21 protein-coding genes are annotated in these 21,511 nt (G+C 59.9%); 1 reads left to right on the top strand and 20 read right to left on the bottom strand.

What is annotated here, in order from left to right; all coding sequences use genetic code 11:
• Positions 1-50 precede the first annotated feature (50 nt).
• The 4 genes from NKH60_RS35245 to NKH60_RS32445 form a co-directional block, all read right to left on the bottom strand.
• On the bottom strand, positions 51-449 hold the full coding sequence (locus NKH60_RS35245) for a transposase (RefSeq protein WP_502907803.1): 399 nt from the start codon (positions 447-449) through the stop codon (positions 51-53).
• A 282-nt stretch (positions 450-731) separates the two neighbouring features.
• Positions 732-1,181: a nucleoside 2-deoxyribosyltransferase gene (locus tag NKH60_RS32455; RefSeq protein WP_352874738.1), complete on the bottom strand. Its 450-nt coding sequence runs from the start codon at positions 1,179-1,181 to the stop codon at positions 732-734.
• 7 nt (positions 1,182-1,188) lie between these two features.
• Positions 1,189-2,811, bottom strand: coding sequence for an SIR2 family protein (locus NKH60_RS32450; RefSeq protein WP_352874737.1), 1,623 nt, complete (start codon positions 2,809-2,811; stop codon positions 1,189-1,191).
• Positions 2,812-3,978, bottom strand: a complete 1,167-nt coding sequence (locus NKH60_RS32445) for a GIY-YIG domain-containing protein (protein WP_352874736.1) — start codon at positions 3,976-3,978, stop codon at positions 2,812-2,814.
• A gap of 312 nt (positions 3,979-4,290) precedes the next feature.
• Here NKH60_RS32445 and NKH60_RS32440 point away from each other — a divergent pair, with 312 nt between their 5' ends.
• Positions 4,291-4,659: a hypothetical protein gene (locus NKH60_RS32440; RefSeq protein ID WP_352874735.1), complete on the top strand. Its 369-nt coding sequence runs from the start codon at positions 4,291-4,293 to the stop codon at positions 4,657-4,659.
• Here NKH60_RS32440 and NKH60_RS32435 read toward each other — a convergent pair.
• From NKH60_RS32435 to NKH60_RS32360, 16 genes are all read right to left on the bottom strand, one after another.
• Positions 4,631-5,530, bottom strand: a complete 900-nt coding sequence (locus tag NKH60_RS32435; protein ID WP_352874734.1) for a hypothetical protein — start codon at positions 5,528-5,530, stop codon at positions 4,631-4,633. The two genes, NKH60_RS32440 and NKH60_RS32435, sit on opposite strands and share 29 nt — an antisense overlap.
• An 11-nt stretch (positions 5,531-5,541) precedes the next feature.
• Positions 5,542-7,905, bottom strand: coding sequence for a S8 family peptidase (locus NKH60_RS32430; protein WP_352874732.1), 2,364 nt, complete (start codon positions 7,903-7,905; stop codon positions 5,542-5,544).
• A 103-nt stretch (positions 7,906-8,008) separates the two neighbouring features.
• Positions 8,009-9,091 carry an AAA family ATPase gene (locus NKH60_RS32425; RefSeq protein ID WP_352874731.1) on the bottom strand — a complete coding sequence of 361 codons (1,083 nt, stop codon included), beginning with the start codon at positions 9,089-9,091 and terminating at the stop codon, positions 8,009-8,011.
• Between the two features lie 646 nt (positions 9,092-9,737).
• Positions 9,738-10,925, bottom strand: coding sequence for an IS701 family transposase (locus NKH60_RS32420; protein WP_352848992.1), 1,188 nt, complete (start codon positions 10,923-10,925; stop codon positions 9,738-9,740).
• Between the two features lie 253 nt (positions 10,926-11,178).
• Positions 11,179-11,487: a ubiquitination-like system serine protease family protein gene (locus tag NKH60_RS32415; protein ID WP_502907804.1), complete on the bottom strand. Its 309-nt coding sequence runs from the start codon at positions 11,485-11,487 to the stop codon at positions 11,179-11,181.
• 86 nt (positions 11,488-11,573) lie between these two features.
• On the bottom strand, positions 11,574-12,116 hold the full coding sequence (locus NKH60_RS32410) for a phosphotransferase (protein ID WP_352874730.1): 543 nt from the start codon (positions 12,114-12,116) through the stop codon (positions 11,574-11,576).
• A gap of 16 nt (positions 12,117-12,132) precedes the next feature.
• Positions 12,133-12,993 (bottom strand): hypothetical protein, encoded by an 861-nt coding sequence (locus NKH60_RS32405; protein ID WP_352874728.1) that lies wholly within the window; start codon positions 12,991-12,993, stop codon positions 12,133-12,135.
• Positions 12,994-13,283: 290 nt separating this feature from the next.
• Positions 13,284-13,856: a hypothetical protein gene (locus NKH60_RS32400; protein WP_352874727.1), complete on the bottom strand. Its 573-nt coding sequence runs from the start codon at positions 13,854-13,856 to the stop codon at positions 13,284-13,286.
• A 115-nt stretch (positions 13,857-13,971) separates the two neighbouring features.
• Entirely contained in the window at positions 13,972-14,349 is a 378-nt protein-coding gene (locus NKH60_RS32395) for an E2/UBC family protein (protein ID WP_352874726.1), read from the bottom strand.
• Positions 14,349-14,513, bottom strand: coding sequence for a multiubiquitin domain-containing protein (locus NKH60_RS32390; protein ID WP_352874725.1), 165 nt, complete (start codon positions 14,511-14,513; stop codon positions 14,349-14,351). The genes NKH60_RS32395 and NKH60_RS32390 overlap by 1 nt, the downstream gene beginning before the upstream one ends.
• 460 nt (positions 14,514-14,973) lie before the next feature.
• A complete protein-coding gene (gene rlxS / locus NKH60_RS32385; RefSeq protein ID WP_352874724.1) occupies positions 14,974-16,944 on the bottom strand; it encodes a relaxase/mobilization nuclease RlxS in 1,971 nt (656 codons plus the stop codon).
• Between the two features lie 205 nt (positions 16,945-17,149).
• Complete coding sequence (locus tag NKH60_RS32380; RefSeq protein WP_352874723.1) at positions 17,150-17,836, bottom strand: lytic transglycosylase domain-containing protein; 687 nt, start codon at positions 17,834-17,836, stop codon at positions 17,150-17,152.
• The gene (gene lepB, locus NKH60_RS32375; protein ID WP_352874722.1) at positions 17,824-18,372 is read right to left on the bottom strand and encodes a signal peptidase I; all 549 of its coding nucleotides are present in this window, start codon (positions 18,370-18,372) and stop codon (positions 17,824-17,826) included. Before lepB ends, NKH60_RS32380 begins: the two co-directional genes overlap by 13 nt.
• The gene (locus NKH60_RS32370) at positions 18,369-18,638 is read right to left on the bottom strand and encodes a helix-turn-helix transcriptional regulator (RefSeq protein ID WP_352593330.1); all 270 of its coding nucleotides are present in this window, start codon (positions 18,636-18,638) and stop codon (positions 18,369-18,371) included. Before NKH60_RS32370 ends, lepB begins: the two co-directional genes overlap by 4 nt.
• A gap of 151 nt (positions 18,639-18,789) precedes the next feature.
• Positions 18,790-19,113, bottom strand: a complete 324-nt coding sequence (locus NKH60_RS32365) for a DUF736 domain-containing protein (RefSeq protein WP_023672372.1) — start codon at positions 19,111-19,113, stop codon at positions 18,790-18,792.
• 544 nt (positions 19,114-19,657) lie between these two features.
• On the bottom strand, positions 19,658-21,379 hold the full coding sequence (locus NKH60_RS32360) for a ParB/RepB/Spo0J family partition protein (RefSeq protein ID WP_352874720.1): 1,722 nt from the start codon (positions 21,377-21,379) through the stop codon (positions 19,658-19,660).
• Positions 21,380-21,511 lie beyond the last annotated feature (132 nt).

Genomic DNA, 21,511 nt, shown 5'->3' with positions numbered 1-21,511 from the left:
ATTGCCAATGGCTGGCCAAACAGCGATATCGACGCCCTCATGCCATGGAATTACCAGCGCTGAACGGCCTCAGCTGCCCGCTTACCAAGCACCAGGCCGCGCAGTCGGTCCCTTATGGCGCAGGGCTGCGCGTGGCGGAGGTGTCGACGCTGAAGGTCGCTGACGTCGACAGCGAGCGCATGCTGTTGCGCGTCGAGCGTGGCAAAAGGCGGGCGATATCGCAACGCCATGCTGTCGCAAGACCTGCTCTTGTTGCTGCGCCAGTGGTGGAAGGGCGCTCTCACCGTGCGGCGCCATTTATAGATCAGGCTGGTCGCGACATCGTACTGACGCGCTACCGCCGCCACCGTGGACCCGGGCGCGAATGCCGCGGCCAGTATCCGGCACTGATCCTCTTCACGCCAACGACGACGACGCTCAAGCCCGGTCAATAACGTCACATGGCTCATGCTGTGCTGCTAACTACGCTCGAAAGGACAACCTTAAGAGCGCAGCCTCGCTACCGTTCCATGCTCGCGCAAGGCGGCCCTCGCCGGAGGCGTACCCGAAAAGCCACTCCTGCCTTCTTTTACGCCTCGCTAGCAAAGCCGATCATGGCCTGCCGGCAGCTTGCGCCCGGGAAATGGGGCCAAGCGGGGTCTTCAACTTGGAGGAATTGCTGAAGCAACGCAATGAGTCTCTTTGCGGGTCGACGAACACCCCGCGATCATGACCGGGTGGCGTGTCCCCCTTCAACCTGCGTCGCGTGCGGAGAGAAATCCCCCGCGTAACCAAGCAACTAGTTCGATGGTGTTAGCAAATATCTTCTTACATCCTGCAACAATCATAGGATTGTCGCCAGAGGGTAGCAATGTTCGATCATCGGTCTTGAGACCGAGGCACAACTTGTTGAGCGCACGACCGTAGCCAATTTCAAATGCCACGCCTTCATCAATCGTTCGACCATCCAGTACAGCAACGATACAATCGCACCTTCTAATGGCATTGATGTCCGCCTCAAACACCAATTGCCTCGCAGCCTCCAATGGCATCCCTCTATCCACTAAATCGCGCATGAGCTTTCCGTCGCGTTGGGGAAGAAAAACGTGCGCCATAGGCTCAAGAAGGCTTGTCAGCCGCTCATTGAAGCTGCGCTCAATGTCATTGAATAGCGGGGCTGCCAGATAGATACGCATGGACATTCGAGCATCATTCATAGCGCGCAATAATCGTGTTGAGCTCGGTCGGTTCATATTCCTCAAATAGAACATGCCGAGCCACCTTGCGAGCAATGTCACCCGGACTGTTCTCATCAGTTGAGAGGACAAACGACGGATTGTAGATCGTTTTGAGGGTCATAGTCTGTGCATCAAAATAGGGTTGCTTGCCCGCCTCCTCCGGAGGGCGACCTCGCGCCATATTTCGCTTCACTAGCGTCTTGGAGTCGGCCTCAATAAATATGATCTCTCCTTTCTGAAGAGGCTGATCGCGAGTTACTAGATCGCGCAATGCATGAGACTTTATCTTGTTCTCGTCATCGCTTTTAGAGAAGGCATAAAGATCCAAAGGGGCACGATCCATAAAATGAAGCCCCGCCGTCGCCGCATGCATACGACGATTCTTCTCCTTCAGTTCCGAATATATGAATTGATCGATAATTGTCTGCTGCTCTTCACCGATCTTACTTGACGCCATATACATTTCACGAGGAGGTGGCCGTGTCCATTCTTCGTGTGTATGAAAGCATCGCAATTGCTCAAGCAATGTCGATTTCCCAGAGGCGACAGGCCCCACTATGTAATAGTGATACCGAGAGCGCCGATCCTCTCCAAGCGTTTCTACGGTTTCACTGAATCCTCTTTCATCAAAATTAAGGATCTCGAGAAAATCTCCGATCTCAGCAGACGTTAGAAATATCGTTACCAAGTTATAGAGCTCGAGATTGGCCTCGAATACGTCCTGCCTTCGCGCCTCTGATAGGGCCCCTTCTTCCATGATCCAGTATATCATATAGTGATGGTTAGCTGGGCTCTTATCACGGTTGAGACGTAGGTAATTTTTGAGAGAGCTGTCGGCAAGCGAATGACCAATCAACAGCATTGTGTTTTGAACAAAGCGAAGAAACAGATACTCAGAACTGACACCCGGGGAACGTGCACGAGCATCCGCGAAAGAATCTTCCGTGAATATCAGTTGAGGGCTGCGCTTCTTAAGACTGACACGAGGCAATATTCCATTGACGTGATAAACTGTCGTCAGATTCCCTCGATCCGTAAGAGGCGGTTGCCAAGTGACGCTTAGGGCGTTACCGGACTCGCTCCCAAAAGCGCTTTGCTTTACTTGCTCCCCTATCGCATCAGCCAGGAGGTCGTCGAAGTTGAAATTTATTACGAGTGATACTTTGCGAGAAAGATCACGCAGCTGTGCGAGATAGGGATGCGTTTGTATAACCTCGGCGATTGTTTGCGGGACTTTCTCATAGATCGCCTTGTGAATAGCGTCGCCCCATTCATATTCGACCGTCGCGGACCTAAGCTCTGCCGGCTCCGTGACAGGACATGCCCCTCTAAAGCGATGATAGATGATCTGTCCGAGATATTCAGGTTGGACCCCCGCCGCAACGTGTGCTGCTAAATCATCAGGGAGGCCGCCCTGAATCTCCGCAAGCCTTTTCAATAGATCCTGCCATCCAGGCACCTTGGCGTCGATTGAAATCCCGGCTCCGGTCACCAGGTTCAGCCGTTGCAGTCTCAGCCTCTGGTAGAGGTGGCACAAAAATCGAGGGAGACGCGGTTGTCGCGCGATGGCGGCATGAAGATTACTAACCATCATTCAGACCTCGAATATCGAGGCGATTGAGCCCGCTGCGGCTGGATCATATTTCCCCCCCACCCCACGAATGTTCCATAGTCCAGATTTGCGGATTTGCGCTACGGGAGATTTGAGGCCGAGCCAGTCAGGACTGGGATGATCAATTATGCGCATCGATTCGCTCAACAGTGCAATCAGCTGCATCTCAACCTTAGCGCGCAAACTTTCCTTGCTAGGTTCGTCATCAACTTCGAGCAGAACCACCTCTAAACCCTGAAGATACCGAGAGACCGCAAGCTCATGCGCTATCTCCAAACTCTTCACCTCGGGGCGCGCGTCCTGACCCTCACCCCAAGTCGGAAGGCTGCCATGGCCGGGGCCGGCCTCCAGCATCGCTCTACCAATGTGCAGACGGAAGATGGAGCCACGATGGTTGCCGATCTGACTGGAAGGTCCTAGGTGATTGCGCAATCGACCCCGCAGAGAGGCCTGCGAGCCAGCGCTAACTGCGTGGGTACCGATCCGCACCACTCGGTAACCAGCGCCTCGGAAGTTCCGTTCGGCGCCGTCCAAGAATATATAGACCCCGCGTTTTGGTACGGATCTCGACGAAAGTTCCCTGAACGAGAACACACGGTCCGCTATACGCTCTTCAGCAATCCAATCATAGAGCCGATCCAGGTCCTGTATCCTTGCGGCCATTCGTTTTGCTTCCGTTAGCCAAATGACGTGGTCAGAGTATCCAAGGCCCAACCAAGGCGCGACGATATCCAACGGAGAGGCCCTAGCTCTGTTCAGCTCGAGCAACGGCATACTGTATTCGTTAGCAGCAAGCAGCGTCACCTGCCTGCTTTCGGCACGAGCAGCAAGTGCATCAAGCACCTGCTCAGCCCAATCGCGTTGATTGGCTTCAGGCAGATCGGGGAGATTGAGATCATACGGCGCGATAATCATCTCGCCCGCGACGATCCCGTGTTTGCCCGACAAAATTGCGTACGGCGCCCCGAGCGATCGAACAAGATTGATGCAACTTTTGAATCGGTCCGAGGTATAGAGCTGATCTGCGGGGGCGGCTTCTTGGCGCTTCTTTCGGCCGCACCCAATGACAATGAGCGGAACGACACCATTGCGACCCAGCACAGCTTCTCGGAGAAGCATGGTCGGAGGCTCGAACAGTTCGCCCTGCATCAAGGCAATCCTTTGGCTGGAGGATCATCCGCGGCTTTTATGCTGTGGAATGGCTTAGCAGGAGCGAGCCGACAAAGGACCAGACCAGCCGTTAACGCCACTGGGGTCCGATCAACAACGATTCGACGAATCGTTGCGGCGCCTACGTCATGGCTATCACGCAGTGATCGACCGACCTTAAGCTGAACAAGCCTGTGATAAACAGCAGCCCCAGCGCCATATGGCTTTTTGGTAAGGCTCGCGCACTGCCAAGGAGCACTGGGCTGCGTCCGTGTGCGTGTAAGATCGGGTGCAATTCCTATGCACCCGACTATGGCAGTTCTGTTTGTCGCCACCGAACTTCCCGAGGCTGCCGCGCCGCCTGCCTTCTTAGCCGATATCTACTCGTGCGAAAACCGGGCTGACGTGAATATCGAGGATAGGCAGCTCAGCCGGCAACGTGGCGATGACCCCCAGATCGTCCAGCACCTCGTCAAGTTTGCGACTCTTGGAGATGAAATTGGGTTTCCTGCCGAGGAGAGATGGGAATTCTCGGACGCTCAAACCCGTCTTGCCAAATCCGTCAATAAAGTCATCATAGGACATGATCGAGCACAGCTTCTCACACGATTCTGGGACTTTGCTGGATTGAACCATGTGTCCCCCTCGACGCTCAAGGCGCTGCTTGAGCGGCTCGTGTGACCCCAAAGATCATGTAATTGAGAGCGATCGGGGGAGCGCCGCTGAGCTTGGGAGCGACAGTTCCGCTCTGCCTGCTAAAGACGAAATCGCTCCAATTCCAGCCGACCTCATTTGTCTGCACAACGACATATGAGCCTAAACGCAATTTGGCGGAAGTGGCGGTTTTCGAGAAATCCAAGCCCAGACCGAATGAAAAGACAGGCCGGTTGTTGCCTTGCTTCTCGATCGCACGAACAACGCCCTTAGCGAGCTGAACGAAGGGCACGAGCACGGGCTGCGCGGTGGTAAGAAGCGATAGCCCTTCCTTGAAAGCAGAGTTATCCAGCGCTTCCACCAGCATGTCGGTTCCGCCGCTGCGAACGTTGATGGTGCGCCCTTCGAAGCTCAGGCCGTCGTTGCCAACGTTCACTCCGACGAAGATGGGCAAGCTTAGCAACGGGGCTGCGCTGCCGTCAGTGGCGATGGTCTTCAACGCAAAGCGCATCTCCTCCGACTTGCTCCCAGCCTGGTTCTTCCCCGTAAATTCGCACAGGATCTCATGGCGGCCGGAGCCCGGATAGTTGTGAACGTAGAACCGATCGAGGGTGATTTTCAAACTTGCGCCTTGGAGCTTTTCATCGGGCGCCATCGACGTTGCGTGAACGATGTCCAGTCTATCTCCTGCCGAAGATCCATTCTCAGGAATGAACCCGATCGCCGCGCCAGTATTGGCCCATTGGTCGTTGGTGAAGAAGGGAACGCTGATCGCCTGACTTCGAGCCCCCAGCTGATGGAAGCGGGAAGCCGCTTCATGGTCGCCGATCTCCTCCAGATAGGCGGCGATCTCCAAAGGATGCTTCTCTCCGATGCAATCTGATTTGTTGAATTCCATTCGGTCCCCTTTCAAGCACGAACGCGCGGCCTTGGCCGGATAGCTTCGCGAACGGAGGCGTAGATGTCCTCCAGCACGGTAGCCCCGACTTCCAACGTCACCGCGAGCGCATAGGGCACCGCAGCCTGCTGGAAATTCCGGTGGGTAGCGCGCGCCTGGACTCCAATGAACAGCCCGCTGGAGTCCATGAAGACAGTGCTATTGCTTCCCTCAAGGATGAAGTGCGCCACGGTTCCGCGCCTTATATCATCTGGATGGGGCTGCATGATCGTCTTCACACCTCGCCAGAACTTACGCTTTCCGTCCTGGTCGACGACGTCCAGCATCACACCCCGATAGGCGATGGAGGTAGAATGGATCGGGGGCAGCCATGCGAGCGTCATCGCGATCCTACGGATCTCCCTTGAGCGGATCATGCTGGTTGGGATTGGAATGCGGTACTCGTGAAGCTGCTCGTGGCTGATCTCATCATCCGCAAGCAGGGTGACACGGTTGACCGCGCCTGATATCACCCGCTCGACCGTCGGCTTGCCGTATCCTAGGAATTTCGTGACCGTTGCCCTGCGCCGCCGCCATTGTTTCGTGCCCGGCGGTGGATAGGAGGCGTCCAGCAAGGTACCGGCATCGCCCCACTGGGAGCCATGCACCAGCAATGCTTTTGTGGCAAGAGCCGCCCGTTTGAAATCCCGCAGGCTGACCCCATCTTCGGCCAGCACCTCTTCAAGAGCGTCGACAATCTGGATACCCGAACGCGTTACGAGAGCTGCTGCGTTGCTCGTTCCGGTCGAGCGACGGGTACGCGTAACAGATCCGGCCGAAGGGTCGGGTGCTGCTGTCTCCAGGCCAATGTATCCAATCTCGTCCGGCCAGACAAGGTGGCCATCGGCGTGATCGGCCGCCCTTGCGACCTGCCGACCTCCAATGTCCACAATTTCCGGCTTGAGTGAACGGTTGATCCCAGGGCCGATTGCCGATCCGAGATTTGGAACGCCAATCGGCGCGAATGGGTCAATAGTGTCCGAAGGGCAGGCGCCCGCCCCGTCCGCATGCACGGCACCCACGCTTAGGACATTCATGGCCTCGGCAGGGCTGAGCAGACCGCGAATGCCCTTGCTTGCCTCGACCGCACGAATTAGCGCGATCTGTCGTTCGAGGGGAGAAGCCGCGTTGAACGATGCCTGGTCCGGATATCCGGAGGGAAACCGTGCTGTTATATTTCCGGCGCTGACAACGAACAGAATGCCGTATTTGTGCGATAGCCAGTCAAGCAGCCGCGCCCAGGGAGTTGGCCGACGGACGAAAGGCCCTTCTGCGTCGCAGATCGAGTGATTGATGATCAGGACGTCCGGCCCCGCCGGCCCAGCGTGCTCGTGCCCTTCCTTCAGGGCGAAGACCGCCCGATAGATGACGCCGATAGGAAGAAGGTCCTGGTGGGTACGCTCGTCATTGAGATGCTGTGGTGCGGCCAGGACAGGAACCGCCTTGAGGCTTCTCGTCAGTGGCGCCTCTCCATTTGCTAGATCGCCGTGGATGATCAGGGAAGCAATCGCAGTACCATGATATCGCCGAGCGACGGGAACCGAGGCGCTCGGCACGTCAACCTCGATGACATCCACCCGCCCCGCCAGAAGGCCGTGGTTCTGCATTGGATATCCATCCAGGATCGCGGCCACGGCGGGACGCAGTCCGTCATTTGCGCCCTCACGCAGGCTAGTCACCGCAGAGTCCGGCTCTGAAAGAGGCCTGGTGGCGTATAGCGACTGGGGACGGATCGACATGATCGGGTCGGCATTGGCCAAGCGCCCAGTGCGGGAGCTGATCGCGCTAGCCTGTTGGGCCGGGACCTCAATCAGTGCCACTTGGTACCGGATGGGCTCGATCGTCACGAAATCGACAATTCTGCCACCGACCGCAGAAAGGATGCCCTCGAGCGCCTGCTTCGCATTCTTGCGGAGTTCCTCGTTCTCGTGGAACCACAAATCGAGTTCAAGCCGTACCGGCGCCAGCGGATCCTTCGCGAGACGGCGGTGGATGAAGAACTGGGTGGCCGGTTCAATCCTGTCAGAAGCATTCCACACCCGGATCTTGGAAAGGTAGCCGAATATTTTCCACCAATCCTTTTCGTCTTCGCGAGGCGATAGCTTCGACTCGAACCGCCGCCACATGGCAAGTAGCTGGCGCATGCCGTTCTCGGTCGGCATGGTGAGGTAGAGGCGAGACATAGCGGAGTCGGCATCTCCCGCGTCGTCCTGGTCCGCATCGTCATCGGTGACAGGGTCGGGGTCGGAGCCGACGTAGTCCTCGGTCAGCCACTCGAATCCCAGCTGCTCAGCGGCGGAGATGAACCGCTCGATCGGACCGATGGTCTCGAACACCAAGGCCCGTTCGGGAGAAGCGAACGCTGCATTCGTGGTTGCCCCAGCTTCTAGTGATTCCTTTAGGAGGGCGATGCCCGGAGCCAGCCTCTTGGATTGTTCCTCAGAGGAGCGAGCCCTCGGGAATCGAGCCTTTCGGCCCCCCTTTAAGCGCTTGAGCACGTTTTCGCTTCGGCGAATCCGTATGATCGGACGGTCTGCTATCTTCAGTCTCCCCCTGAATCGACCGTTTCCGCCGGAGCTTGGCCAGACCTTCAAGCAACGCTTGGTCGGCGGCAAGTTTTCCGCGAGACAAAACGACCTTCCTTCTCACGTCCAAAGTGAACGCTTCGATATCCGAGAAATTCAGGCCGTTCAATGTGCGTACGAACTTTTCCTCAATAAAAGCAATAGAGTTGCCGTAATCTTTTTGGAGTCGATAGAACCACTGGGATATTTCCTGTGGACGTGGAAGTGGCACGTCCACTCGAAGCTCGAAGCGCCGCCATACGGCCCGATCAAGGAGTTCTGGGTGGTTGGTAGCGCAGACAATGACGCAGTTGGTCGGTATTGAGTCCATCTGCAGTAGCAGCGAACTTACCACGCGCTTGATCTCTCCGGTCTCCTGGGTGTCGCCACGTTCCTTGCCAACCGTGTCGAACTCATCGAAGAACACCACGCAGGACTGCCCGGCGACAAAATCGGTTAGCTTGCGAAGGCGAGAGGCGGTCTCGCCGAGATAGCTCGCAATAAGTCCGTCATACCGAACGACGTAGAACGGCAGCCGCAGCTCGTGCGAGAGGATTTCGGCCAGACTGGTCTTGCCTGTTCCCGGCGGCCCGACCAACAGGACCTTGTGCCGAGGCTCGAGACCGTGGGATCTCAACAGTCCCATCTCTCCGTACTCGTCAATAAATTCCTGGATTTCTGCCGACGTCTCCGGAGGCAGGACGAGATCCTTGAGCCTACGGTTCGGCCTGAGCTCGACAAGTACATCGCTCAGCTCTGGTGGGATGGCGTATCCACGCACTCTCGACGCATTAGACCTCTTCCTACGGTTTGCGTCGATCGCGTCGACTATTCGCTCAGCGATTCCGTTCTGCTGTTGGGCCCGGGCCTCGGCAACAAGCGCCTGAAGCGGCAGCGAGGCACGATCGCTGGAAAAGCTAAGATCGTCATCCTTCCGTGCGATGCCGGTTCGCGCCATTATCCGTTACCTTCCGCGCTCGACTCGTCCCCAATACGGCGCTGTTTCCCGTTAATGATAAGGCAATTGGCAGCCAGCGCCAGAGGCAGTGCCCAAATAGCTGCCCTCTCCTGACGAACTACTGTCGTTCGAAACCCATTAACGTTCGGTTTTAAGGGCTGCCACGGCGGTTCGAAGGTGAGACGGCTTCTATGAGACGTGCAGTACCTTCTTCCACGCCGCGCCGCCATTACGAAACGCTCGGGCGGCTCCTTGTCGACAGATGTTCCAGGATACCCTCTCACTGCACAACGCCCGGGACTTGCTTGCACATGGTGGCGATCAAGCGCCGCCGCGAGCTGATCTAACATCCAGCAGTCCTGAAGATGACTTGCAGACGATCACAGGTTCAGCCCTGGCACGCTGAAGATCGAGGGTCCGCCAGGCTGTTGAGATGATCCAATAAGTCCCACTCTCGCTCTAGCCTAGTACTACAGTTGCATATGACCTCTTTTCTTGTAGTGAGCGATCATGGCCTGGGCTTGATGCCGTCGTCGCCAAAGCGACCAGGCGAAAATGAAGGCACGGCTGTGAAGCTTTCGCCTGATGAGGCGCATGATCAACGTTCGAATTTCGGCGACGGTGGGGATAAGAGCGATTTTGCGCGTCAGGCTGCGATTGCTGACTTTGGACTCGTTTCGTTCGGTTTGCCGAGAGCCGAACGGCGCAAGTCGGCGCCGAGTTTGGCCAGGAAAGCGGCTGCCGCCATGACCAGCGTCATATGACGGTGCCAGCCGTGCCATGAGCGGGCTTCGCAATGATCGAGACCGAGATCGTCCTTGGCGCGCTGGAAACATTCCTCGATCGTCCAGCGCAAGCCCGCGGCGCCGGCCAGTTCTACAAGCGTCGCGTCCGCGGGCGCGAACACCAGATAAAAGCTAAGCGCATGCGGATCGGAGCGGCTCCTGCGGATGAGGACGTAGCGGGCAAAGCCTTCGTCCACGACATAGGGCAGAGCAATGCGTGCCCAGTCGTAGAGCCTGAGGCCCTTGGCGCCTTCACCCGCCGGAAGCGCCTGCCAGGCCTCGGCGGCGAGTTCCTCGGCCATCTCTTTCGGATCCGTCTGCAGCAGCCCCTGATCGGTCAGCATGCGCAAGATATGATTGGACCGTATCGCAAGAACATAAGGTTGTCGGCGCTCCTCGAGCATGCGCCGGGTCTGATAATCCCCGCCATAGGCTGCGTCGGCCAGAACCCACGCGCACGGCACACCCCTGTCGAGCGCATCGGCCAACATGGCGCGCGCGATCGCCGGCTTGGTCGCGAATGCCACGTCTTCGGGAATATGCGCAGCCCTGCGGCGCGCCTCCTCCTTGGCCCACGCTTCCGGCAAGTAAAGCCGCCGATCGATGAGTGCCTGGCCGAAACGGCTGGCATAGGCGGCAAACACGCCAACCTGACAGTTTTCGATCCGGCCGGCGGTTCCCGAATATTGCCGCGCGACTCCAACCGAATGCTGGCCTTTCTTCAGGAAACCGGTGTCATCGACAACCAGCACACCCGATCGGTCGCCAAGCGCCTCAATGACATAGTCAAAAACAACAGCGCGCATCATCTCGCAATCCCAATGCGAGCGGCCAAGCAGCGCCTGCATCCGCCACGGCCTCTCTAGGCCCGCCTGTTCGGCCAGCAGCCAGCCGGTCTTGCGCTCAATCCCCGACAAAAGACCGTCGATGAACGCACCGCAGCTCGCGCGCGCCTCCGAGCGACGGAATACCGAACAAAGCCGGCCTTTCAATGCCGTCAGTTCCCGCTCCCAACCAATCCCGGATCCAGCCCAGTCCGAAACAGACATTCCAGATTCTCCTCAAGCTAAACGCCTGAGATGAATCATGATTTGACATCAATTGCAACTGTAGTACTAGGCGGCCGGTCGCACGGCTGATTACCAATGCCTTTTCCTGGGCCGTGAGGTTTGGACGCTATCACTCGCCAGGCGGAAGCTGGACCGCTCGGCGCCGGTTCCTTCGACAGCGATCCCCGAGTTGACCAATGACCGGCATGCGTCGAGAACCGACCAAGGCACTTCATCCACCGCTGCCGCAATATCAACGAAGCTCGTCAGTGAGTCGACCTTCGACAGCACGTTCGAGTGATGAATTGCGCCGCAGGATCCAGGCATCGTTGGTCCAATGGATGACGTTGTCCCAGACGATGAAGTGTGCCCCGCATCCAGTGTCTCGCCACACAGAAGGGAAAAGGGTCAACCCGCCCTCGCGTTGATAAAGGCGCCAGGCCGGCCCGGCACGACGGTCGAGGTTAACCGTCAGTATGTCTCCGCATCCATCGGGGCATCTCATGACAAGGGACCGCGGAACTCCGCGCTCCACAAGTGCAACGTCTCCGGGGTTATCCACCTGCTCGGTGGCTTCGGACTGACGTTCAACCGCGCCCTTGAAATGTACCGCGTGCGTTTTCTTGAGCACCCAACCGAACTCCCGACCTACCAGAGCGAAGGATTTGTCACGCGATCCAGAAGGTCCACCGCGCACTTGTAAGCAATGGCCGCATCCGGGCTTTTACCTTTGGCATAATAGAGCAGCCCGACGCAGATCGCGATTGTATACTCGCGCCTCAGATCGAACGAATGGGACTGACCTTCTTCCAGGATGGTCGTACGCAACGCCACGATCGCGTTGAGCCGATACTGGGCCGTTCTGCCTTGCAGGAGATGTTTAAGCGACATAGCGAAGAGATCTCCGGAATAAAAATCTTCGAGCACTTGTTCGGGCAGCGGTTGATCAGCCTGCAACTCCGCGTCGAACGCAAGCCCCATTTCCAAGCGGGCGACGTCGTGGGACAAAGGACGTCGAGCTGCCCGCGTGAAGTCGATCAGAACCGCTTCCGCGTCGCCGCCGCAGACGAACACGTTGCGCAAATTGAGGTCGTCGTGAGCGCGACACACCGGATGCTCCTCAGCCTGCAGTCCAGCGAGACGAACAAAAAAGCTTCGTGGCGAAGCGCCAGCGTGCCTCTCCTTGGTCAATTTGTCCTAGGTGCGCTCAAGGCCTTAGATATGCGTCATGCCGTGCCGCAGGTAGAAACTCCTGCAGAAGGTCTAGTCTCTTTCTTTCGGGGTCTTTTCGCCAACGACCCAACACAGTTCGATAGATCGCCTGGATGAGCTCTTTCACATCGCGGTTGATCATAACCTTGTCCAGGCGGACGGCATTCTCGACGAAGCGGGAGACCGCAAGCTGGTGCTCAGATCCCACAACGCAACGATCCAGGCACAAAGGGGCGCATCCGCGATATGGCACGCGGTCAGCGACCACGTCCCTGTACGTATTAATGTGTTCTTCCATCACCGCCGCGGGGCCTGACTTGACGATGAAAGGTGTGTGCTGCTCCAGGCCTTCCGTCTCGACCTTCCAGACGGACGAAGAAGATTTGCCACCATTCTCCTCGGAAATAAGGATGCCCGAGTAGTCGTGAAACGCGCGACGGAACAGAAGCTCCAGTTCGGGTAGCAGAGGCGTCGGCAGCTCATTCCCATTTTTGTCGCGGATCGCCAGGCTGCTGTTCAGGGAAGGGCCGCACCGGCATCGTGCGCAGGTCTCGGCAATGTTATCCCAGTCAGAGTCTGGAAGCACTGCGAGCTGCCGCAGCACCACACCAGTATGCTCTTGCCACTGCGCCAACACGCCTGCGCCTGAACGCGCCACCGCCTGTCCAATCGCTTCCTCGCCCCGTTTCGTAACGACAATGACGAGTATGCCGCGCTGTGCGGACGAAGCGGCGAGGCGTCGAAGACGCTTGACCAAATCCAATCGGCCCTCGTCCGACGGCAGGGCACCGGCGAGCACGATCAACGCCCGGGCGCCTCCGTCATCAAGATCAGAAAGGGACACAAGCGGCTTCACGGCAAGTCGCCGGGCGGAGAAAGGCGTCGGTTCACGGAACCTCCGTCAACCAAAACGGTCGTGCGCTCTTCAGCTTTCATGTTGGCGCCAAATCATGGGCCAACTGTCTCCTTTGGCCAGGGCATTGTCCTGAGCACATACAACGCAGGTCGGATCTGATCTTGAACTGACAGGCCGCACCGATCCTTCAATGGGCCGCCCAACAAGATGCCGCGCCTCCCCAGGAAACCCGATCACTGCCGAAAGGAACATCGAGACGGCCATGGAAGAGGTTGCTGCGTTAAGTGAGATCACGGCCGGCTGCGGCTCGAAATGGCCGACGAAATACGGATCGGAGCGTGTGCGAGTTCCTCAACGACCACTGAACCGGTGCCGCCTACGCCGACAACCGCCACGGTGAGATCGTTGAGAATCCGCTGCCCTGCGGCGCCGAACGCTCGCACATTACGGTCGAACACTTCCGGCAATGGGGCCGGATCTTCCGCATCAGTCTCAGTTGGGTAAGATCGAACACTGCGCCCGATTTCCTGTATCCGATCGATGGTGAATGTGGTCTCGCCTTTGATATCGAAGAGGCGGCCACGAAATCCTGTCGGCCCCGCGATCAGGAATCCATGCGGCCCTTGCGGGCACCGAAAATGCAGCACCGGAGCCAAGAGTTGCTGCGCTGCGTCGTCGACCAATGAGAACGCCAGTCTGCGTTGCACAGGATGCGAATGCGCAAGAATTACGCCCGCTCGCTCCAGACGCGCGCGTTTGAGCACGCTCGACAGGAACATGGGAGTCAATGAGACTTCTATCGGGCTGCGGGCGATATAGTCGTCCGGAGCCGGGCGAATGATCTCTCTAACGATCAACCTCATCCCGCCTTCGAAACGACCACCGCCAACGATCAACGCAGCAGCAGTTTCAAGGGGGCAGGCGCGATAAGGTCATCGCGAAGAGCCGTCCATTCTCCACCCCGGAACATCAGACGGTTCATCGCGCCTCGCCGAGCCGCCGCCGGATTACATTCAAATAGGTAAGCAGATTGTCGCTGTTGGGCTTCCAGGTAGACGGATGCCAGGAAAACCACAGCCACTCCGAGGGCACTCCCGGGGTGGCCTGTTGCCCGGTGTTTTGCGGGGTTCCACCGTGTTCGAGGGCGAGCGCCGGCTCGGCCCAGAAGCAATCGGGCGCAGCCTGCGGATAGCCCGCAGGCACCACGAACTTTATCCCAACCTCGGCGCGGTTCCAGCCCTTTGGAAGCTGCACAGCCGGCACGCTGACCACTGCCGTACCTCCGGACTGGAGCTCAAGGGTCGCGTTGGGGTGCTTTTTGCTGATATCCTGAAAGTGACGTTCGAGGATCGACATTAGCCAAACGTCGCCGGAGGAACAGTGTAGAAGTGCATTCCATTCTTGAGCGTAACAGCCTCATTGTCCCCAATCTGCCGATCGGCATCATGGCCGTGCCCCTCGAGGAACAACTGATATTGCTGGTCCTTGCCGGCGAGCTGCTTCAGCTCCGCACCGGTCATGCTTTCGCTTGTCGCTTCAATATGGACCCCATCAATATTGATGAAAATTTCGGATGATCTTCTTTGGCTATTGTTCCCTCTGCAAAATGAACCCGAAAAAGAGCAGCCTCGGCTATTCAAAGAGAATCAGAGCCGCTGCCTCGCTTTTATCGTGAAAGAAGTGATCGCAGAAGGCGAAATCAAGTTCCCCCACCGCCGACGAGCACCCGCATTGACAGGTCCTGTGTAGGAACAGCACAACATTTTTTCACCCCCATTTCGTTGATCATGATGCTGCCACGGCATTCAAATCCGGTCCAGCATTCGCACGCCTGCGACGCTTCCTTGCGCCCGTCCTTGCGCCCGGCCCTCTCGAGTTCAACAAGGAACCGCGATCGTATCACACGCGATGGGCGATCGTGCTTCTGCGGGCGGTCGCCTTAGTTATGTTTGAACAGCGTATTTGGTGCCGCTGCGGCTTTCACGAAACGCCAGGCCCGCTCCTTTGCCGTCCGATCGTCCAAGAAATCCCCTCCCCGCGCATGATCCCGGACACGTTCTCACCGATCTGCCGATCGAGCGCCGGCCGCCACGGAACCAGCGTGAATTCGCGCGATTTTTCGATGACAGCATACTTGCCGCTGGCGAGCTCGACCGACTGGCGCAGCGTACCCTCAATTCGACGTCCAGACCGCGCTTCGGCATAGGGAAGGCCGAGTTCATCTGAAAGCTGGCCGGCAATCCGGTTCAGCTCCCGCTGGCGCAGGATCGAAATCATGTTGGCGCGATAGACGATCCGGTCCTGTTCATCATGCGCAAGGCCTTCTGCCATCAGCCAGTGCTGCCGGCGGGCCAGCGCCTCCCGGACGTCACGGCCGAAGCCGGAGTCGCGCAAGGTCTCAGGCCGATAGGAGACCAGCTCTCGGTCGATCCAGGTGACGCCGTCAAAGCCAACCTGCCGCTCCAGCGCTATGGCCGAGAGCTTGTCGACCACAACCGGTTCGGCCCTGGCCCGCTGGCGCTCATAGTCGGATACGCGGTCCAGATGATCCGGCGAAATAGTCCATGTCCCGTCCGGCTCGCGCTCGACGCCACCTGTCGTGCGGCGGATCGCTTCGAGCCGCCGGATATGGGTTTCGGCAAAGCGCTGGGTGGCAGCCGGATCATGCTTGAGGTGAACGTCGATGGAGTAGCGACCCTCGTGGGCAGCGGCGATGTCGGCGATCGTGCGGTCGACTTGCCTTGGCCCGGTATTTCTCGGTGTCACACGCACGATGCAGCCGTCGGGCATCGGTTCCGTCGCCTCGCCTTTGCCGATGTCGACGTAATGGATTTTCCCGTCCACGCCGTCGACGATGAGGTAATGCCGGTCACGGATTTCGTCGGCAATGCCGCGGGCAACAATGCGGCCGACAATAGGCGCGGCCGGCGCTTCGGATCGATCGTGGACAACATGGTCGGCGGCACTGCGGGCGAGCCCCTTGCCGGTGAGCTCACGGTGCATCGTCTTGATGATGTCGCCGCGCTCGCCAATGCGGCGCAGCGTGGCTTCAAGCTCGCCATCGAGGCGCCAGCGGCCCGAGCCCACCTCCTCGGCCAGGCCCATCCGCTCGAGCTTGCGCAGGCGTCCCTGGTGCAGCGTCTGGCGAAAGGCGTCGCGGCTGGCTGGCGAGACAAATCCATTATCATCGCCCATCCGCAGCAGCTGCCGGTCGATGCTGGTGAAGCGTTCCTGCTCCATCTCCCGGCGCAGGCGCTCCTCGATCTCGCGGTCGGTGCGCGGACCAAGATCGAGGCTGACCAGTTCGGCCGCGCGCTCGCGCAGGCCGGACGAGATGTAGTCGCGGGCGATAACGAGGTTTTCGCCGCGATCGTCCTTGCCGCGAACGATGATGTGGGTGTGTGGACGGCCGGTGTTGAAATGGTCGACGGCGACCCAGTCGAGCCTGGTGCCGAGATCCTCCTCCATCTGCGCCATCAGGCGCCGCGTCAGCGGCTTGAGATCGTCATACTCGATGCCGTCTTTCGGGGCCACGATGAAGCGGAACTGATGGCGGTCGCCGTCGGCACGATCGAGGAAGTCTTTGGCATTGATGTGGTCGCTGTCGGCGCCATAAAGCTCGCCCGCCTCGCCTTCACGGGTCACGCCGTCGCGTTGCAGATAGCGCAGGTGCGCACGCGCTGCTTCAACCCCTTTGCCGGCCAGCTTCACAACCCGCGCCTTGACCATCACCCGACGCTGGCGGAAGGCGGCATGGCGATCGCGCGCTCCCAGGACCGCGGCCGCCGCCCCGCCGCGCCCTATGCGGCTTCCCGTGAAGCGGCCGCCCCGGCCGGTCCTGCCGCCGGCGCGATTGATCGCGGCGCGGACTTGGCCGGCGAAGCGCTTGCCTGCCTTCGAGCCGCGCGAGCCGATTTTGCCGAGCCTCGGCTTGAATTCTTCATCTTGCATCGCAGCCTCCGATCAATCTCTAGCGAAATCAGCGATTTGCGCTCATCGGCTCTCCTGACACAGGAAACAGCCTCCGTGGAAAACGATGTGCAGACAAAGACTTCGCCGCCTCCAGGAGGCGATGCCTTTATCTTGCCTTCCGCGGACCTGCCTCCCTGCCTCCCTGCCTCCCTGCCTCCCTGCCCGACCCACGGTACCCCTGCCCTCACCTGCGATCCGGCCGGCCTGACCTTGCTCGCTCCGATCCGAGCGGCACCACGATTTGGCCATTCGGATCGGTCGCGGAAACACCGTTTCGCAGGAAAAACAGCGACTGCCCGGACGGGATTTCCGGCGCTTTTCCGGAACGGGATTTGCCGGTGAACGCGTCCATGTCGGCGGCCGCGATCCCCGCCGCCTTGAGCTCTTCCAGATACGAAACCGTCTCGCTGGGCAGCGGTCGCCCACGCTGCAAATGCTGTTCGTAGCGGTCCGGCCCAGCGTTATAGGCGGCAAACAGGCCGGGAAAGCCGAAGCGGTCATACATGGCGCGCAGATAGGCAGTGCCTGCCAGAATGTTATCGCGAGGGTCGTGCGGATCGGCTCCCAGGCCAAGCTCTGCGCGCAACTCCTCGTAGGTGCCGGGCATCACCTGCATGAGGCCGATGGCGCCGGCGTGTGAGGCGATCGGCCGTCCATTCAGCTTTGTCTGCCCCCGGCTTTCGGCATCCATGACGGCATAAATCCAGGGCTGTGGAATGCTGAAACGCCGGCTTGCCTCAGCTACGTAGTGCTGCCATCTTGCCAGCTGCGGACCACGGGAGATGGCGGCCGGGTGAGCGTCGGTCGCGGCGGAACAGGCGCATGGCGCTATCGCGACCATGCCGAGCATCAGGAGGGTTACTCGGTCCATAGCGGCACGAGCCTCACGGCAATATTTTCGGCCGGCACCGGCCCGAAATAGCGGCTGTCGAAGGAGCGGTTTCTATCGTTGCCGAGCAGGAAAAACTCGTCGGCGGCGAGCTTGCGGCAGGCATTCCACCAAGGCAGCGGACGGTGCTGCGTGTCGGTTGCCAGCCGGCGCGCGACAATCTCGCCGCCGATGATGATGGCGTCGCCGAAGGCGCAGACATGCTCGCCAGGCAGCGCGGCAAGGCGCTTGACCAGCGGCACATTGCTCGGCAGATAGAAGCGTTCGGCGGCGAGATCGGCGACCGGTTTTGGCGGGCGCACGAGCACCAGATCGCCACGAGCCGGTGATCCGGACGCGACGCGATAGAGGCCGACCGGCGCACTGGCCGAGGCGTTCCACACCAGCCAGGGCGATGGGTTGTCGAAAGCGGCGAAGCCGATCAGGCCGAGGCCTATTGTGGCCACGGCGATCGTCTTGCGCGCCCGAATGCGCCGCAGATGGCTGCCGATCAGACGGATAGTGTGACGCCGGCTCATGAGCGGCCTCCCTCACCGGCCGAGCCGGAATCGTGCCCGCCATCCTCGGGCCTGGTCGCCTGCGCGCGTCCCTTCGACCAGTCGTCGAGCTCGTCGATGTGATAGCGGACATAGCGGCCGTGCTTACGGAATTGCGGGCCACCGCCCTTGAGCCGCATCTTCTCCAGCGTGCGCTGGGACAGCCCGATATAGAAGGCGGCCTGCGCGGTGTTGAGAAACGGACTGCCCTTCTTGGCGCGGGCCGCGCGTTCGTTTTCGTCGTCCATGATGGTCCTCGTTTCGTTACGGACAAGCGAAGGCGAGGATCGGCGAGCGAGATCGTTTTGGGGACGGGCGAAGAGTGGGGGGCGAGTTTTCGCCGCCCCTTCTTGAGAAGAGCCCCGCGCCGGTTGCGGCGCGGGGCTCGAGGCTGGCGGTTCAGTCGACGGGGTTCCAGATGATGGCGTATGTGTCGTCGTCATCCTGGCCGGCGGCGCGGCCGAGATTGGCGTAGAGCTTGCGCGGACCGAACTCCGGGGCGGCAATCGACAGGCTCACATAGTCCTTGCCGGAGGTCTCGCCGGTGCGGATCCAGCCGGCCCCTACTTCGACCCCTTGCGTCAGCACCCGGAAGTCGGGATGGGTGTCGGCGCTCTTTGCCTGATTGGGCACGATGTCGATGTCGGCGCGCACGCTGAGCGTCTTGAGCTGGCCCTTGTAGCCGCCGTTTTCCTGTTTGGTGACGTATCCGATCGCGGTCATTTTTAGTCTCCTTTTGGTGCTCGCCGGGGACCATTCCCCTGCGATGGCGGACCGTGATGGGCGCGTCCGGACCGCCGGAACCGGGACGGCCGCAGCGATAGCGGAGGACCCGAGCGGACAGCTTTTTTGAAGCGAAGCGGCGCGAGGAAGCCGCCGCAGGCGGCGGGGAAAAAAGCTGCTGGCGAGGGTTTCGGGCGGGCCGGATCCGCCCATAGGTCGTCAAGCCAGCCGCAGGGGAATGGTTCCTGAGACACATGGAGACAGGTGGCGCGATCCGATGACACAAACGAGCAGGCGGCATTACAGGGCGCTGGCTGCGGGGGCTCTGTCGCCAACCGGATCGGTAATTGGCCATGCGCGGAGCGCCTCGGCAAGCAACCCGGCGCGGTGCAGGGCTGCCGAAATGGGGGCGAGTTGGCGTCGGGATTTCTCGCGCAAGGCACTGGCTCGACAAGACGACCAATCGGCAGCCGGCGCGGCCCGGAGCGGCGCGCGCGATCTGAGCGGCGGCACTCGAGAGAACCGCCGCTTGAGGCTGATCGGTTCATTCGCGCACGAACAGCGGCTGCACTTGTGTCCACTGATCGGCGGTGCGGAAGCCGCCGCGGCTGGTGTAGCTTTCGGCCGGGAATTTCATCCAGCGCGGCAGCCAGGTTTCGACCTTCTGGCGGCCATTCTCGCCCGCCAGGAAGTCGCGGATGATCTTCTTTTGCGTCTTGACCTTCTCGGCGACATTGCCATCCGCGACCAGCTTGCCGCCGACATCGGCGAGCATCGAATTGGCGATTTCCTTGTCGCGCAAGAGGTCGAAGAACGCATCGTCCGGTTCCCACCATGCGCCCATATCCACGTTCAGATGGTTGCCGAGCGCCTCGATGACGGCGCTGCCGGCTGCAAGCGTCTCGGCCATGACAAGGGTGAGAACGCGCATGACATCGTCGTCGCACAGCGCCAAGAGGCGCGAGAAGACGCCGGCGATAGCAAAGGCGTCGCTATTGACGGCGACCACGCCACCATCCTCATCCGGTGATCCGAGCAGGGCCAACACCTCGCGCCGCTTTTTGCCGAATGCAGCTTCGGCCTTGCAGCCGGCAAGGCTGGCAGTCACCGTTTCGTTGACTGCGCGCTGTGGCTCACGGCGCACCTGCCACAGGCCGGAACCGGTGATGGCGTGCGCCACCACGAGGCGCAGCGCCACGGCGGGATGGTCGAGCATGGCCGCGCGCACAGCGGCATGGCGATGCAGATCGACATAGTTCTGCATCGGGCCGGTGACTTCAGGGCGCGGCGGCTTGGCGGCTGTTTCTTCTTGCTCACCGCCCTCGCGGGCGCGGCGGGCTTCCTTGCGTGACAGCCAGCCCTCGTGACACTCGACCTCGCCGCGATACGTGACCGCGATCAAGACCTTGCCGCCCTTCTTCTTCGGGGTCTTCTCGTGGTCCCATGGGTGGAAATACTGGCCCGGTCCCAGCAGCACCACCTCGCTCCAGCCGCCGTTGAGATAGGTGTCGCGTCTGGCGGCAATCGCTTCGTTCTGCTTTTGCCAGAACAAGTCGGCATCGGCGAAATAGCTGTCCTCGCCGAACAGGTCCGAGGTGATCAGGCCGGGATATTCGTCGATGGCAAACAGCGCCATCTTGGTGGAAATCGACTGGCCGCCGAACAGCCATTGCTTCAATTGAAAGCCACGCAGCGCGTATTGATCGGGATCGGCACAGAGTGCCAGCCAGTCCTTCTGCTGCGCCTTGGACGCCATGGTGAGATGGCGCACCGTCTCGGCGTCGATCTCCTCGCGGCGATAGGCTTCGCGGATTTTGGGCAAGAGGTCGCCAAGCGCCAGAATGCGTTTGACCTTCAGGTCAGTGATGCCGAAGGTCGCAGCGATGTCTGGAACGGTGCGGCCTTGCCTGACGAGCCGCGAAAACGTCTCCCATTGCGATACTTCGTCAGGATCAAGGCGGGCGAGGTTTTCGATCAGCGAGGCTTCCAGCGCATCGGCGTCGTCACCGTCCTCCATGATGGCGCAGGGCAAGGGATCGCCTTCGCCGCGCTCGTCGGCAAGCGATTTCGCGGCGAAATAGCGCCGCCTGCCGGCAACGATCTCGAAGGTTTCCGGCTGGCCGTTCGGCCGCACAAGGAGAGGCACCAGCACGCCGCGCGCACGCACGGATGGCAAGATGTCGGAAATGTCGGGCGCGCGTTTTCCATGGCGCATGTTGAGCGCGGAAATGTTGAGCCGATCCAAGGGGATGTGGGCAAGCTGCATGGTTACTCTCCTTCGCTTTGGTTGAGGTTGTCCCCCCGCGGCGGCCGCAGGCCCGGGGGGCGGGGCGGGTTTTTCGCCGATGGGGGGTGCTGTTTCGCCCGGTCGGGGGGACGCGGGGGCTGGGGGTGTGGA

The sequence above is a fragment of the Mesorhizobium sp. M1006 genome (genome assembly GCF_040318825.1).
GTDB lineage: Bacteria > Pseudomonadota > Alphaproteobacteria > Rhizobiales > Rhizobiaceae > Mesorhizobium.
The sequence above is the reverse complement of the archived record's forward strand: the minus strand, read 5'-3'. Positions and strand labels throughout refer to the sequence as shown.